The organism is Dyadobacter fanqingshengii (genome assembly GCF_023822005.2).
Taxonomy (GTDB): Bacteria; Bacteroidota; Bacteroidia; order Cytophagales; family Spirosomataceae; genus Dyadobacter; species Dyadobacter fanqingshengii.
Genome location: NZ_CP098806.1, coordinates 3,622,869 through 3,638,664 on the forward strand (window position 1 = coordinate 3,622,869; position 15,796 = coordinate 3,638,664).

Genomic DNA, 15,796 nt, shown 5'->3' on the forward strand with positions numbered 1-15,796 from the left:
ATAATACAATCTGCTTTCACATTCATTGAAAGCCGGACATCCTTTTAGCAGAAAAAAAATCGTAATTTTGCGCTCTTAAATTCCCGATTGGCGTTAACGATACATTGCATTTACATTAGAAAGCTAATAGTCGAGCGCTAAAAGCTAACAGCTAACAGCACATATGAAATACAGCGAATATAAAAACCTGAGTTATCCGCAAATAGGAGACGAAGTTCTGCAATTCTGGAAAGACAAAAAGATATTTGAAGCATCGGTTGAAACACGCGAAGGCGCACCCTCCTTTACATTTTTTGAAGGGCCGCCTTCTGCCAATGGAACGCCTGGTATTCACCACGTTATGGCGCGGTCGATTAAGGATATTTTCTGCCGTTATAAAACATTGCAGGGCTTTCAGGTAAAAAGAAAGGGCGGCTGGGACACACACGGGCTTCCTGTTGAATTGCAGGTAGAAAAGGAACTCGGCATCACCAAGGACGACATCGGAAAAACCATTTCCATTGAAGACTACAACGAAAGATGCCGTCAGACTGTAATGAAATTTACGGATCAATGGAATGACCTGACCGAGAAAATGGGTTATTGGGTTGATCTGGAAGATCCATACATTACTTACAAAAGTGAATATATTGAAAGCCTTTGGAGCCTGCTTAAACAGCTGTATGACAAAGGTTTATTATACAAAGGCTACACAATCCAGCCATATTCCCCAGCTGCCGGAACCGGACTTTCGTCTCACGAGCTGAACATGCCGGGGACTTATAAGGACGTGAAAGACACGACCATCGTGGCAATGTTCAAGGTAAAAACGCCTGGCAACTACACAGCCTTTGGTGACTTGGAAAATCAGGATGCCGACAGTCCGGACATTAGAATCCTTGCCTGGACAACAACGCCCTGGACGCTTCCTGCGAACTCTGCGCTGACGGTTGGTGCCAACATTAATTATGTTTTGGTCAAAACCTTTAACCCATACACGCATGCGCCCGTGGCCGTGGTTCTGGCCAAAGATCTGATTGCCAAATATTTCTCTGAAAAAGGACGCGATGGTGACTTTGAAGGTTATGAAGCAAGCGATAAAAAGCTGCTCCCCTGGACGATTTTGAAAGAATTTAAGGGAAAAGACCTGGAAGGCATTGAGTATGAACAATTATTGCCCTATGTACAACCCACGGCACCCGCATTTCGCGTGATTCTGGGCGATTTTGTGACTACGGAAGACGGAACCGGTGTGGTGCATACATCCCCCACATTTGGTGCGGATGACTTCCGGGTGGCACAAGCCAATGGCATTCCGGCCATTATGGTAAAAGATGAAACGGGCAAGGACGTGCCTATTGTGGATCGTCAGGGCCGTTTTGTTAAAGAAATCACTGATTACGCCGGGCGCTACGTAAAGCCTGAATATTATTCCGAAGAAGAACAAAATGACCCCGAGTTCCGCGCAACTGATGTGCTGATTGCGATCAGGTTGAAAGAGGAAGGAAAAGCATTCAAAGTTGAAAAATACGAACATCCTTACCCACATTGCTGGCGTACGGATAAGCCCGTTTTATATTATCCACTGGATAGTTGGTTTATCAAAACAACAGCCATGAAAGACAGGCTGGTGGAATTGAATAAAACCATCAACTGGAAACCCGAAAGCACAGGAACAGGCCGTTTTGGCAACTGGCTCGAAAATCTGGTCGATTGGAACCTTTCACGCTCACGTTACTGGGGAACGCCCCTGCCGATCTGGCGCAACGATCACGGCGACGAAGTGTGCGTAGGTTCGATTGAACAGTTGAAAGATTTATTGGAAGAGGCATTGCTGACCGATCATTTGACAAGAGAGCAGGCGCTGCACAATTCCGAATATTTATTAAAATTGGAAAATGGCGACTACGACCTTCACAGGCCGTATGTTGACAACATTGTGCTGGTTTCGAAAAATGGCCACGTTATGCACCGCGAGCCGGACCTGATCGACGTTTGGTTTGATTCGGGCGCTATGCCTTATGCGCAATGGCATTATCCGTTCGAAAACAAGGAGATTTTTGAAAACAGCTATCCTGCCGATTTCATCTCGGAAGGTGTGGACCAAACACGCGGCTGGTTCTTCACATTACACGCCATCGCCGGAATGTTGTTTGATTCGGTGGCATTTAAAAACGTGGTTTCCACCGGTTTGGTTTTGGATAAAAATGGCAACAAGATGTCCAAACGTCTTGGCAATGCTGTTGATCCATTTACAACGCTTTCGAAATACGGGCCAGACACGACGCGCTGGTATATGATCACCAATGCAGAACCTTGGGATAACCTGAAATTCAACATTGACGGCATCGGCGAGGTGCAACGCAAGTTCTTTGGAACGCTCGTGAACACCTATAATTTCTTTGCATTATATGCCAATCTGGATGGTTATGAGTTTCATGAAAACCATTCTGTGCCGATCGAAAAACGCACCGAACTGGATCGCTGGATCCTTTCCAAGCTGAATACATTGGTGAAAGAAGTTGGCGAGCAATTTGATGACTATAATCCAACGAAAGCGGGACGGCTTGTCCAGGATTTTGTTACGGACCAGCTTTCCAACTGGTATATCCGCCTCAACCGTCGCCGTTTCTGGAATCCGTCACAAGATTCCGGCGAAGGTTTGACAGAAGACAAACAAGCGGCATACGAAACATTGCAACATTGCCTTGTAACGGTGTCGCAATTAATGTCGCCAATCGCTCCGTTTTTTGGGGAATGGTTATACAAAAACCTCACAGACGGCGACCGTGCGGCTTCGATTGCAAATAACACAGATCATAAATACGAATCAGTCCACCTGACTTACTGGCCGAAGATCGAAACCGAAGTGGTTGATCTGGATTTGGAAGCGGCCATGGAGCAGGCCCAAACGATCAGTTCGCTCGTTCACTCAATCCGTAAAGGACACAAGATCAAGGTGCGCCAGCCACTTTCCAAGATTTTGATCCCGGTTTTGAATGATAATACAAAACGTCAGATCGAGCAGGTTACGGCCATTATTTTGTCTGAGGTTAATGTTAAAACCATCGAGTTTGTACACGATGACAGCGGAATCCTGATCAAAAAAATCAAGCCGAATTTCAAGACTTTGGGACCGAAATTTGGCCCTAAAATGAAGGAAGTGGCGGCAGCAATTTCTGCAATGGATGAAACGGCGATTAAAGAAATAGAGAGAAACGGCTCAATAACGCTTAATGGGACAACGTCGCCTCTCGAAATTGCGCTTACTGATGTTGAAATCCATGCAGAAGACGTTCCAGGATGGTTAGTAGCCAGTGAAGGCGGCCTAACCGTTGCCCTTGACGTCACAATCACAGATGAACTGCGCCTGGAAGGCATCGCCCGTGACTTTGTTAACCGCGTCCAGAATTTACGGAAAGACAGCGGTTTTGAAGTCACCGACAAGATCAGGATCACCTTACAAGACAACGACCGCCTGCTTACCAGTGCCGTAACTGCCAACAAAGATTACATCTGCCAGGAAGTGCAAGCGATGGAATTAAACCTCATCAACGACCTCAACGGCGAAGCCAATGAGATTGAAATGGATGAGTTTCTATTGAAGGTAAAGATTGAGGTTGTTTCGTAATGCAGCATCAAGCTTATCCATTTGTTCTTAATGAACAGGAGACACACTATAAGTTTGAAAGTATTGGTAAGCGGGGAATTTTTGAGAAGGCCGTCGCTTTCTCAGAACTTCGCCCGAATGTTTACAATCTTGCGATAACTCTTTTGAACACAACGGGTCTTTCGAAAGTTTTTTAATAGCACGTAAATCTTTAAATTCGTGATAAACACTGGTTTTAGGCTATGAAAGTTTTAGAAAAAAAATTTACGATTCCAGCAAATCTGGCTCCAAAGACCACGATTGATAACTCGTTGCCAGATCTTTCGAATCATCCGGTAGTATTAAAAAAAGCAGAAGCTGCGCGAAAATTCCTGGAAACACATCCGATTCCAGAACATCTTTTGAAAAGATAGTCAGGTGCAGCTGCAAAACTCCACAGCATTGATAACAGGCGGCGCTTCCGGGCTTGGCGAGGCGACAGCGCGGTTGTTTGTTGAGTTAGGAGCGAATGTTGTTGTTTTGGACTTAAATGAAATTGCTGGGAAGCAATTAGAAGCTGAATTTTTTGATAGAATAATATTTATAAAGACTGACGTTTCCAGTGAAAGCGATGTGCAAAACGCCGTTGACCTTACGCTGGAAACGTTTGGTTTTATAAGCATTGTCGTGAACTGTGCTGGCATTGCTCCCGCGCGAAAAATCGTGGGAAAAGCGGACGGCATTTATGGGCCGCATTCATTTGAGCTTTTCGAAAAGACGGTTAAGACCAATCTGATCGGCACTTTTAATGTGATGCGATTGGCTGCGTTTGCTATGGAACGGAATGACCCTAACGATGAGGGCGAGCGCGGTGTGATCATCAATACGGCTTCCGTTGCTGCATTTGACGGACAAATGGGACAGGTTGCCTATGCTGCCAGCAAAGGCGGCATTGTGAGCATGACCTTGCCCGTTGCCCGGGATCTCGCAAAGTCCGGCATTCGGGTTATGGCCATTGCGCCAGGCCTGTTTGAAACGCCATTAATGCTTGGACTCCCCGAAGAAGCCCGCATTTCACTGGGACAGCAGGTTCCTTTTCCATCACGTTTAGGCCGGCCGTCGGAATACGCATTGCTCGTGAAATCCATTGTAGAAAACCCAATGCTGAACGGCGAAGTGATCCGGCTGGATGGTGCCATTAGAATGAGTCCGAAATGAGAGAGAAGCCGAAATTCAAGAACGAAAATTCAATGTGGCGCTGGTTAATTCTAGCGCTATTGCTGACGAGCATTGTTTCGGAAAATTTTACTGAGCCAAGATCGATATACAGAATAGAGGAAGTAATTTCCAATGTTAAAGAGACTTCTCCGGCGGCAACACCATTCTCGCATTTTTCTGAAAATCTAAATAAAGCAGCCGCTCCTTCAAATAAATATCAACTACAACGCAAACGCCTTCGCATTCTTTCTGAAATGCTCCACTTACACACTGAACTGGCGATTTCCAACGCGCCAGCCTTGCTGCCTATGGTCATGAGCGCGACTGGCCAGTATCTCAAAAGCAGATCAATTTCTTCCGAAGAACCAATCCATCTCCATTCCTGAAACACATCTGATATTCTGTCAGTGTGATTAACGCTCTTTCCTCAAAGGACTGAGTCGCTTTTCTTTTTTTAATCGAAAAACGGAATGGGAAAAATTTTATCGGCCGCTAAAAAGTGGCTTAGAAGGCTTGCTATGGCTTATATGCTTGGTTTTGCCAATGCGATCAATCAGGAAGTAAAAACCGTAGACGACACCTTTTTCAAAACAGAAGAAATTCAAAAGGATAAGAAAGGTTAGATCAATATCAACCTCAAACCATTCGAATCCCGATATCGGTGTAAATTTTAAACTCTTCCTTGTCTGCCGGCTGATCGGTAATGATCATAGACAACTGTTCAGCCGGACAGACATAATGTGCTTCCGCAGTCGCCAGTTTCTCTACGGATGCAAGCGCAATCACTTCCCTGGAACATTCAATCATCGCTCTTTTTACCTCGCTTTCCTCGTAATCCGGGCCTGTAACGCCCAAGTGTGAGTGAATGCTGCATATGCCGAGCAGGCAAATATCTGCGCGAAATTTCTTTAAAAACTGGATCGTGTCGTAGCCTATCGTCACAAAAGAGTTTTTTAATAGTCGGCCTCCTGCAAACAGCACGTCGACATGCTCATGTTCTTCGAGAATAGATGCGATTGGAAAACTGTTGGTAACAACCGTCAACCGAATGTCTTTTGGTAATGACTGGGCAATGAGCATAGCAGACGTCCCGCCGTCAAAAATAACGAGCTGACCGTCTTTGAGGAAATTCAAAGCCTTGTTTGCAATAATCTGCTTTTGCTCGTTATCACGTAAAACCCTGTCGCGGAAATGATGCGGACCCGGAGAATGTGGCACGGCGCCCCCACGCACAGACTTTAAAAGTCCCTGGTCGGCAAGCTCTTTGATATCCCTGCGGACTGTGTCCTCGGAAACATTCAACAATGCACTTAGCCCAGCCAGATATACTTTCTGCTCATTGTTAAGCCGATCCAGTATGAGTTGAAACCGTTCCTCTTTTAACATTATCACTTCTGTTTTATGCAAAAATAGAAATATAACTGAAATTTCATTGCAACATACTGCATATTAAATTTACATTTGTTGCAAAATATTGCAAATCAAAGTTTGAATCATGAAGAAATCGATTGCCATTGACATGGATAATGTCATCGTTGATATTGAAACCAACTGGATAGGTTGGTATGAAAAAGAATTTGGAGTCAGAATTGATAAACAAGATTTGCTGGGTATTCCGGAAGACGATGCCTTCCCAGACCCTGTTGCTGCCAGGAGCCTGATTTACAAAACGGGTTTTTTCCGTGATGCGCCCATGATCCAGGGAGCGGCAGAAGCGGTTTTAAAGTTGCAGGAAAATTATGACATTTTTATTGTGTCAGCTGCCATGGAATTTCCCAATTCCCTCATTGAAAAACATGACTGGCTCAACGAACATTTCCCATTCATATCCTGGAAAAACATTGTTTTTTGCGGCGATAAAAGAATCATCGACACCGATTACCTCATCGACGACCACCTAAAAAACCTCGATTTCTGCAAAGGAACACCTATTCTTTTCACTGCCAGCCACAATGTGAATGTGACAAAGCATAAACGTGTGAATAACTGGAATGAAGCGCTGGCGTTGCTGGAAGTTGGTTAATTCTGCAATCAAGCCGCTGCCTTTGCACGCTCTTTCAACTGCAGTAACTCGTCTCTGAGCCTTGCTGCTTCCAGGAAGTCCAGATCCTTAGCGGCGGTTTCCATTTTGCGCTGGGTTTCGGAAATTAGCTTTTGGAGATCGTTCTTGCCCATGTATTGAACAACCGGATCTGCGGCGATGCGAACTTCGGTCGGCTCTACGTAAACCTTGCGGACTTTCGAATCGGCAACGGACGTTTGTTCCATGATCGCTTCTTTGGATTTCAGGATGGTCCTCGGCGTTATGCCATGCTCAGCATTGTATTCCAGCTGAATGCTTCTTCTCCTGTTCGTCTCATCAATAGCAAGTTGCATGGAGCCGGTCATCACATCCGCATACATAATCACCTTTCCCCGGTCATTACGCGCGGCGCGACCAATGGTCTGGATCATGGAACGCGTGTCCCGCAAAAATCCTTCCTTATCGGCATCCATAATGGCGACGAGGGAAACCTCAGGCAAATCCAATCCTTCGCGAAGCAAGTTAACGCCTACCAGCACATCAAAAATACCCAACCTCAACTCCCGCAAAATCTCAACACGATCCAGCGTTTTGACTTCCGAATGTATATAGCGACATTTCACGCCTACTCTCTCCAAATATTTGCTCAGCTCCTCTGCCATTCTTTTGGTCAAAGTCGTGATCAGCACGCGGTCACCCATCGCAATGCGCTTGTGGGATTCTTCCAGCAAATCATCAATCTGATTCAAGCTTGGCCTTACTTCAATTTCCGGGTCCAACAGGCCGGTAGGACGGATAATTTGCTCTACTACAACACCCTCCGATTTGCGCAGCTCGTAATCCGCAGGCGTAGCGCTTACAAATATAGTCTGCGGCGTCATATCTTCGAATTCCTGGAATGTTAGCGGCCTGTTGTCCATCGCCGAGGGCAAACGGAAACCATATTCCACCAATTGCTCCTTCCGCGAACGGTCACCACCCCACATGGCGCGGATCTGCGGCATAGTAACGTGACTTTCGTCCACCACCATTAAGAAATCGTCGGGAAAATAATCGAGCAAGCAGAATGGCCTCTGACCCGGCAAACGGCGGTCGAAATAGCGTGAATAGTTTTCGATTCCTGAGCAATAACCCAGTTCACGCATCATTTCCATATCGAATTCGGTGCGCTCCTTCACCCGCTCTGCCTCTGCTAATCTGCCTTCTTTTGTAAAAAAGTTTATTTGCTGCAACAGGTCATCCTGAATTTCCTTGATGGATTGTACCAGAACATCTCTTCCCGTTACAAAAAGGTTTGCAGGGAAAATAGCAATTGCGCGCTCGGAAGATATCTTTTTACCCGTTTCAGGCTCAATGCGCTGTATTTCTTCAATTTCATCCCCAAAAAAGATGATCCGGTATGCAAAATCTGCATAACCCGGAAAAACGTCGACCGTGTCGCCTTTCACCCGGAATGTCCCGCGATTGAATTCAAGCTCGGTGCGGCTGTAAAGAATTTCCACCAAACGAAACAGAAATTGATTGCGGCTCACAATGTCGCCCAGCTTGGCGCTGACAATGCTTTTCTTGTATTCATTGGGGTTACCTGCGCCATAAATACAAGAAACCGAAGCCACCACGATCACATCACGCCTCCCGCTCATCAGGGACGAAACCGTGTGTAAACGCAGTTTTTCAATCTCCTGATTGATCTGCAAATCTTTTTCAATGTATGTGTTGGTGCTGGAAATGAAGGCTTCCGGCTGGTAATAGTCGTAGTAGCTGATAAAATACTCGACGGCATTCTGCGGGAAAAATTGCTTGAATTCCCCGTAAAGCTGCGCAGCAAGTGTCTTGTTATGACTTAAAACAAGGGTTGGTTTTTTCACCTGCTTCACCACATTGGCAATGGTGAAAGTCTTACCGGAACCCGTCACACCCAAAAGCGTCTGGGCGGGTTCTCCGGCTTCAATTCCCTGTACAAGTTGTTGGATAGCCGCAGGTTGATCGCCCGTTGGCTGGTATTCAGAGGTTATTTCAAAGTCCATAACGTATTGTGAGCATTCCAGAGATAACGCATTTCAAAGATAGATTAGTTTCTTTGAAATGCGTCCCGGATACTTCTACGCCTGTTCAGTCAAAACTTCTTTAGCGTTTTCAGCCGCTTTTTTCTCTTTCCAATGCTGCCAGCCCAAGCCTAGCAACTTGGTCATGCTTTTATCCACGAATGTATGTCTCACGAGGTTCATGCCGCCGCGCACTGCCGTAAAAATGGAATTATTGGCTCTCAATGCTAAGCTGAAACCGCCATCCACATAGCGGATATAATGCCACCAAAGCGAAGGAATAAATATCGTTTCACCGTGCAGCAATGTTGTTTCGTGGCCCACCGCGCCTTTCAATGCAGGGAATCTTTCGTAATCCGGGTTAATAGGATCTACTTTGCTCATTACGGTAAATGGGTGGTGATATAATCTCCTGCTTTCTTCGGGAGAGAACAAAATCACTTGCTTACGTGTCTGAAACTGCGTCAAAAACACATTCGAGCAATCCATATCATAGTGCAGACTGGTAATAGAACCCTGTCCGCCAAAGAAAACAAATTTATATGACTTCAAAAATCCATCCATAATGGTTGGAAAACGAATGTCATTGGCCAATTCGGGCACTTTTTTGAATATATCAAAAAGGAAAATCCGCAGGTCCGTCGGGCCGCCCTCGATGAGTTTCAGGTAATCACCGAACTTCATTGTTTTGGCAATCTGAAAATATTTATCGGCGTCGTGCATGTGGTTATCCACCAAAGGCACATCAATTTCTCCGTGGTTTTCGCGCAGCCATTCAAAGGTCCATTTCTGAACTGCCGGCCAATCTTTTGCCAGGTCTGTGAAGACAACCGGGCGACTTGGTTTTAAATAATTTTCAATGAATTCTTCGCGGGTAAGCCCGCTGCGTTTCTCTATGGGCACTAATTTCATGACAGAAACTGAGTAAATGGTAATCGACTATTGAAAAAATTAATGTCAGAATTACTTTTCTAACATCCTTTGAAAGTGAATAATTCTAAATTTATCCGAATCTTAGCTAGATCAAATGTATTAAAGAGATTTCAAATATGTAAATTTCTGAATGAATCCTTAAATGGGTTATCCAATTTATAGATTTAGTAGAATGTTCATTTAACCTGCTGCAATGAAATATTTTACCATTCCACCATCCCCTGAGCTGGCAAAGTATGTAAGATTTTTTTGGGTCCTCGAACACGAAATCGGATCAGGGCAACCTTACATTCACCGCACTATGGCTGATGGTTGCGCGGAAATGATATTTCATTACAAAGGCCGGTTTGATGAATTTGTGAATGGCGACGAGACGGAACAATCTTTCTACTCCGGCATTCACGGGCAATCACAAACGTTCAGGCGGTTTGTCATTCATGAGGACTTCGGAATCTTTGGAGTTTACCTATATCCGTTTGCCATTCCGGTGCTGTTTGGAATGCCGTCTACCGAACTTACGGGCCAAATGCCCGACCTGCATACGTTCCTGGGCGAAAAAGCAAATGGCCTGGAAGAGCGGATGATGCTGGCGGCAGATCATACAGAGCGCGTCGCCGTCATTTCAGCATTTCTCGAATCGCTTCTTGTCAAAAACAGGACACATGAACCGGCCGTTTTTTCAGTCATTAATCAAATTATTCAAAATAAGGGCCTTACCACTGTGCAGGAGCTTGCTGCGCAAAGTTTTCTTTCGACCCGTCAGTTTGAGAGGAAATTCAAGGAATTCTCCGGATTCAGTCCTAAACTTTATCTGCGCATAGCCCGCTTTCATGCAGCGCTGGATGCTTATGGAGAGAAGGACAAGTCGCTGACCGAGATCGCTTATGAATGCGGTTATTACGATCAGTCGCATTTTATTCACGATTTTAAATCCTTTTCAGGTCAGCACCCGCGTTTTTACTTTTCAGGAAAGTCGGAAGGGCAAGCGTATCGGGATGTATAATGTCGCGTTTTTCCAATTTTGAGCGCTGGGGACGCGGCTACATTTGCCTAAACTAAAAAAACAAAAATCATGAGCACAGTAAAAATCCCAAATGGCCATCAGGCGGTTATGCCTTACTTAATGTTGGATGGAGCTGCCAAATTCAAGGACTTTGTAACCAATGTCTTCAATAGTGCGGTCTCTCACACGCAATTTCAGGACGATAATCCCAACGCGATCAAGCATGCCGAGGCCAACATTAGCGGAAGCACGATCATGTTTTGCGACAGCCGTCCCGAGTGGCCTGCGCAACCTGCGAATATGTTTGTATATGTAGAAAATGCAGATGACACTTATGAAAAAGCATTGGCGGAAAGTGGAAAATCAGTAATGGAGCCAGCAGACCAGGATTATGGGCGCAGCTGCGGCGTGGAAGATCCATGCGGAAATGTTTGGTGGATCACATCTGTTCTTTAAAAATGATCAATTACAATAACAAAGTCTTTGTTCCTCTTTCCAATTCAGAAAATGGTGAGGTTGACCTTTCCATGCAATTTGTATATCATCAAAATGGCAACATTGTCACCTCAACATATTCCGGTGGCCGGATTCACACCGGACATCTGATCGCGTTGGTGGACGAAGACGGGAATCTGGATATGCGTTACCATCAGGTGAATGACAAAGGCGAGATCACGACAGGCATTTGCAAATCAACGCCCGAGCAACTTCCCAATGGAAAAATCCGTATGCATGAGAAATGGCAATGGACTTCGGGAGATCAATCCGAAGGCGAATCGCTGTTGGAAGAAATATAGAATTTAAAAAACCGTCTCCCTGTTTATGCGCAACCGCCTTCAAATTATTACATTCTTTTTTGCATTCATTGGTCCAAATATGGCTTTTGGGCAAACGTCCAAAGTCGTTTCAGGATCTACCAATTTCAAAGTAAAATATGTATTGGGAACTTGCGACGGCACCTTTGATGCGCCGAAAGGTGAGGCGGTTTTCAACGAAAACTCCCCGCAAAATGCTTCATTCAACATTGATATTGCCGCCAATAGTTTCAAAACAGGGAATAATTCGCGGGATAAGGATATGAAAAGCGACAAGTATTTTTATGTCGAAAAACATCCCAATATCAATTTCAAATCCACCAAAGTGGAGAAAAAGAATGGCAAATATGAAGCAACAGGAAAGCTGACCATCAGGGATGTTACCAAAACGGTTACGCTGCCCTTTGAGGCTAAAAAGAATGCGGACGGCAGTTACGCAGTTTCGAGCACTTTCGAAGTAAACCGTCTCGATTACAAGGTCGGAACAAAGGACTGGAAGTTAAAAGATGTCGTTACGGTCGATATGAAGGCGATTATCAAGTAGTATTAATGGCGTTTAGGCAAAAAACCCGGTTCATTTGAGCCGGGTTTTTTATTTATTATCAATTCTATTTTGATTTAGTCTAAATAATAATTTCATTTGCAAACATTCTAAATGAGCCTTCCATGCAGCAGCTTTTTACCATCACCTTCATTGTGCTTTGGGCGCTTGGCCCGGTGGCAGGACAGCCGGATCGTGAGCGTGTGAAAGGCGACACGCTTGCTAAGGATTCCATTGCGCTGGACGAATTTGTGGTCACAGGCCAGTTTGAAGCACAGTCCCTCAAAAATTCAGTTTACCAGGTTCGTACCATTGACAGCGAACGTATAGCGGCCAGAGGCGCGACGAACCTACAATCCATTCTAAACACAGAGCTCGGCATCCGTTTCTCAAATGATCTCACGCTGGGAACCAGTGACATCCAGTTAATGGGCATGTCAGGCCAAAATGTAAAAATTCTCCTGGACGGCATTCCGATGGTTGACCGGGGGAGCACGCGTGAAAGCCTTGGGCAGATTGACATTAACACCATAGAAAGAATTGAAATCGTGGAAGGCCCGATGTCGGTGATTTACGGGACGGACGCATTGGCCGGGGTCATAAATTTGATTACCAAAAAAGGGCATAGCGGCGATAATCTGATCTTAAATGCGCGGATCCAGGAAGAGACCGCCGGGAAAGAATACAATGCATTATCCAAAAAAGGCACGCACAACGAAAGTCTTGGCCCGACCTGGCAAAATAAGGCGCTTCAATTCTCGGGCAATGTGACCCGCAATAATTTTGGCGGCTGGCAAGGCGGCTCCACAGGGCGCGCAAAGGATTGGATGCCTAAGGATCAAATGCTTTACAGTGCTTCTGCTAAATATCAGGGCAGTAAATGGAATATTTGGTATCGGTTCAATGGCACGGACGAGACGATCAAATTCGAAGGCAACCGCAATCCGATCACGCAAATCGCAGCTGATAAGGACTATAACACCTATCGCTGGTTTCACCAGATCCAATCGGAGTTGAAGATTAACGACAAGTTTCATGTTAACGGCGTGCTTTCCTACACCGACTATTCCCGCAAGACATTAAGCACGAATGTGGATGCAAACGGCCGTGAAACGCTTTCCCTGGAACCGGGCTCGCAGGATAAATCGGTCTCTACAACGACTTTTTTCAGAGGAACCGCTTTTTATAAAGCCAATCCCCATTTTTCATTACTGGCGGGTTTCGATTTTTCAGATAACCAAAGCTCCGGCGCTCGTATCCTGGGCTCCCCGCAGATCCTGGAATACGCATTATTTGTGGCTCCTGAGGTTAAGTTCGGTAAAATCTTCAAATTAAGTCCCGGCTTGCGCTTCCTGAAAAACTCGGTTTACAATGCGCCACCAGTAATTCCTTCCATCAACGGAAAACTGTCCATTACAAAAACACTTGATCTGCGGCTTGGTTACGCGCGCGGGTTCCGCTCGCCTGCATTAAGGGAGCTGTATTTTGATTTTCACGATGCCTCCCACTCCATTAACGGCAACACAAATTTGAAAGCCGAATATTCCAACAGTTTCAACTCATTTCTGGTCTGGCAGTCGGTTAGCAAGCCTACAATGCGGGTTAACACAACATTGGGAGGCTTCTACAATGTTTTTCACGACCTCATCGACACCGGCGTTGATCCGAACGACCGAACGCAAACGACTTATCTGAACATTTTCCTTTTCAAGACAACCGGCTTCACGCTGGACAACAAGATTTTCCTGAAAAATCTGCAAGCATCCCTGGGTGGTTCTTATATTGGCCGCTATAATCAGTTTTCAGCCGATCCCGAGCAATTCGGCTCACTTCCTGAGTTTGTCTGGTCGCCCGAAATCAATGCGAATCTGCTTTATAAGTTCAGCAAAATCGGCGCTAGTGTGAATCTGTTTTACAAATATTCAGGCAAAAGGCCCATTTACGAAACCACAGACCAGGTGAATGTCAAGCTAGCCGAAACGGAAGGTTTTCACATGGCGGACCTCACATTCAGCAAGAATTTGGGAAAATGTGTCAATCTGTTAGCGGGCGTCAAAAATCTGTTTGACGTAACAACCCTTAACAATTCATCCACAGACACAGGCGGCGCACACAGCACGGGTGGCTCCGTGCCGCTTTCCTACGGCAGATCCTACTTTCTGGGACTGAACTTCCAATGGTCAAAAAATTAAATTTTACCCTAATAACAAGTTAATTATGAAGAAGATAGCCAAATCCCTGTTACTGATTGCTTTTTTTGCCAGTTTCAATGCTTGTAATGATGACGAGCCGCCACTTCCCGACAACACTGCCAGCTTTGAAAGTGCCGCACAAGGTTTTGAAGGTGAAGAAGCTGAAATAAAAATCGTTTTGTCCAGGGCCGTGGATGTTGCTACGCCAATCAGCATTTCGCTTACGCCAGCATTGCTTGTCTACGGCACAGAATTCACGACAGCGCCCGCCGCCGCAAATAACACAATCGCCCTGACCGTTCCAGCCGGGCAGTCTTCGGCTTCCATTAAAGTAGCCAGGAAAGCGGGCGTTTTGCTGGATGGGGACGAAAGCGTAGCATTTAAAATCACTTCCGTTGGTGCCCCGGCAATGATCGGAGCCAACACAGAGCTGAAACTGAGCTTCAAAGCAATCGTTTCGGATGGCACCAGCATTCAACTGAACGGAATTGCGGGAACCGAGCTGGGAAGCAGCGCCGCTAATTCAGTATTTCTGGACCTGAGCAGCAACATTCAAACGCCGGTTTTGCGTGATAGCTGGGATCTTGGCTTCTATAATGATGCCGATTTCCGCGTGGTGATCAATGCTACGAACGGCGCTTCGGTGCTGGAAATCAACAAAACGGACATTAATGCGGTTTCGGCCAAAGACGTCGTAATGGATTCATTGGCAGTGGGCCAGGGAATGGGGAAACTGAGCCTGGTTGATGATGCAAAAGGAGATCTGACCAAAACTGCGATCAAAGAGATTTCCGTAACCGATGCAGATAACAAAGTTTACATTTTGAACAGAAAAGGCGGAAACGCGACGGTCCTTCCTGCCGATCAAATTTACAAGATCCGCGTTTTGAGAAAAGGAACAGGTTATGTACTACAATACGCAAAACTCAATGAAACGACTTCCAAAACCATTGATATAACCAAAGACACAGCCTACAACTTCGAATATGTTTCCCTTGAAAAAGGCGCGACCGTGGACGTGGAGCCATTAAAAGCGCGCTGGGACCTGAACTGGGGTTATAGCATGTATTACACCAATTTCGGCACAGGCATGATCCCTTACGGATTCTCAGACCTTGTATTTACCAACAAACAGGCAAAAGTGGAAGCGGCAGAAGTGCTCACCAGCACCGTCACTTATGATGCATTCAATGAAAACAACATTGCCGCAGCAAAATTCAGCACAGACGCAGACGCCATCGGTTCCAAATGGCGGGTTACTTCTGGTGGACCCGTTGGTGTAAAAACAGATCGTTTTTATGTGATTAAGGACAGCGCGGGGAATGTTTATAAGCTTAGGTTTGTAAGCTTTCACGCAGAAGATGGAGGTGTAAGAGGCAAGCCCAAGTTGGAATACAAGCTGGTTAAAAAAGGAGCCTGATCAAATATTTTGTCATAAAATTCGAGATTTAAAAAATG

General features: G+C 45.5%; 16 protein-coding genes. 13 read left to right on the top strand and 3 right to left on the bottom strand.

Annotated features, from left to right (window positions below):
- Positions 1–163: 163 nt before the first annotated feature.
- The 6 genes from ileS (at position 164) to NFI81_RS15065 (ending at position 5,409) form a co-directional block, all read left to right on the top strand.
- On the top strand, positions 164–3,610 hold the full coding sequence (ileS, locus tag NFI81_RS15045) for an isoleucine--tRNA ligase (protein WP_234611637.1): 3,447 nt from the start codon (positions 164–166) through the stop codon (positions 3,608–3,610).
- Positions 3,610–3,786, top strand: a complete 177-nt coding sequence (locus tag NFI81_RS26525; protein WP_374759445.1) for a DUF6934 family protein — start codon at positions 3,610–3,612, stop codon at positions 3,784–3,786. Before ileS ends, NFI81_RS26525 begins: the two co-directional genes overlap by 1 nt.
- 45 nt (positions 3,787–3,831) lie before the next feature.
- Positions 3,832–4,002, top strand: coding sequence for a hypothetical protein (locus tag NFI81_RS15050; protein ID WP_234611636.1), 171 nt, complete (start codon positions 3,832–3,834; stop codon positions 4,000–4,002).
- Between the two features lie 4 nt (positions 4,003–4,006).
- Positions 4,007–4,786, top strand: a complete 780-nt coding sequence (locus NFI81_RS15055) for a 3-hydroxyacyl-CoA dehydrogenase (RefSeq protein WP_234611635.1) — start codon at positions 4,007–4,009, stop codon at positions 4,784–4,786.
- Entirely contained in the window at positions 4,783–5,172 is a 390-nt protein-coding gene (locus NFI81_RS15060) for a hypothetical protein (protein ID WP_234611634.1), read from the top strand. The genes NFI81_RS15055 and NFI81_RS15060 overlap by 4 nt, the downstream gene beginning before the upstream one ends.
- 84 nt (positions 5,173–5,256) lie before the next feature.
- Positions 5,257–5,409 (top strand): hypothetical protein, encoded by a 153-nt coding sequence (locus NFI81_RS15065; protein WP_234611633.1) that lies wholly within the window; start codon positions 5,257–5,259, stop codon positions 5,407–5,409.
- Between the two features lie 13 nt (positions 5,410–5,422).
- Here NFI81_RS15065 and NFI81_RS15070 read toward each other — a convergent pair whose 3' ends face one another.
- Entirely contained in the window at positions 5,423–6,172 is a 750-nt protein-coding gene (locus NFI81_RS15070) for a DeoR/GlpR family DNA-binding transcription regulator (protein WP_234611632.1), read from the bottom strand.
- Positions 6,173–6,281: 109 nt separating this feature from the next.
- Here NFI81_RS15070 and NFI81_RS15075 point away from each other — a divergent pair, with 109 nt between their 5' ends.
- Positions 6,282–6,809 carry a 5' nucleotidase, NT5C type gene (locus NFI81_RS15075; RefSeq protein ID WP_234611631.1) on the top strand — a complete coding sequence of 176 codons (528 nt, stop codon included), beginning with the start codon at positions 6,282–6,284 and terminating at the stop codon, positions 6,807–6,809.
- 8 nt (positions 6,810–6,817) lie between these two features.
- On the opposite strand, the gene uvrB is transcribed toward NFI81_RS15075, so the two are convergent.
- Together uvrB and NFI81_RS15085 are read right to left on the bottom strand one after the other, a co-directional pair.
- Positions 6,818–8,836: an excinuclease ABC subunit UvrB gene (gene uvrB / locus NFI81_RS15080; RefSeq protein ID WP_234611630.1), complete on the bottom strand. Its 2,019-nt coding sequence runs from the start codon at positions 8,834–8,836 to the stop codon at positions 6,818–6,820.
- A gap of 75 nt (positions 8,837–8,911) precedes the next feature.
- Positions 8,912–9,766: a cupin-like domain-containing protein gene (locus NFI81_RS15085; RefSeq protein ID WP_234611629.1), complete on the bottom strand. Its 855-nt coding sequence runs from the start codon at positions 9,764–9,766 to the stop codon at positions 8,912–8,914.
- A 214-nt stretch (positions 9,767–9,980) separates the two neighbouring features.
- Here NFI81_RS15085 and NFI81_RS15090 point away from each other — a divergent pair, with 214 nt between their 5' ends.
- The 6 genes from NFI81_RS15090 (at position 9,981) to NFI81_RS15115 (ending at position 15,758) form a co-directional block, all read left to right on the top strand.
- A complete protein-coding gene (locus NFI81_RS15090) occupies positions 9,981–10,790 on the top strand; it encodes a helix-turn-helix domain-containing protein (RefSeq protein ID WP_234611628.1) in 810 nt (269 codons plus the stop codon).
- 69 nt (positions 10,791–10,859) lie between these two features.
- The gene (locus tag NFI81_RS15095; RefSeq protein ID WP_234611627.1) at positions 10,860–11,246 is read left to right on the top strand and encodes a VOC family protein; all 387 of its coding nucleotides are present in this window, start codon (positions 10,860–10,862) and stop codon (positions 11,244–11,246) included.
- Positions 11,247–11,248: 2 nt separating this feature from the next.
- Complete coding sequence (locus NFI81_RS15100) at positions 11,249–11,587, top strand: avidin-fold protein (protein ID WP_234611626.1); 339 nt, start codon at positions 11,249–11,251, stop codon at positions 11,585–11,587.
- Positions 11,588–11,612: 25 nt separating this feature from the next.
- Positions 11,613–12,149, top strand: a complete 537-nt coding sequence (locus tag NFI81_RS15105) for a YceI family protein (RefSeq protein WP_234611625.1) — start codon at positions 11,613–11,615, stop codon at positions 12,147–12,149.
- Between the two features lie 122 nt (positions 12,150–12,271).
- Positions 12,272–14,338, top strand: a complete 2,067-nt coding sequence (locus NFI81_RS15110; protein ID WP_234611624.1) for a TonB-dependent receptor plug domain-containing protein — start codon at positions 12,272–12,274, stop codon at positions 14,336–14,338.
- Between the two features lie 25 nt (positions 14,339–14,363).
- Positions 14,364–15,758, top strand: coding sequence for an HmuY family protein (locus NFI81_RS15115; RefSeq protein ID WP_234611623.1), 1,395 nt, complete (start codon positions 14,364–14,366; stop codon positions 15,756–15,758).
- Positions 15,759–15,796: the final 38 nt, after the last annotated feature.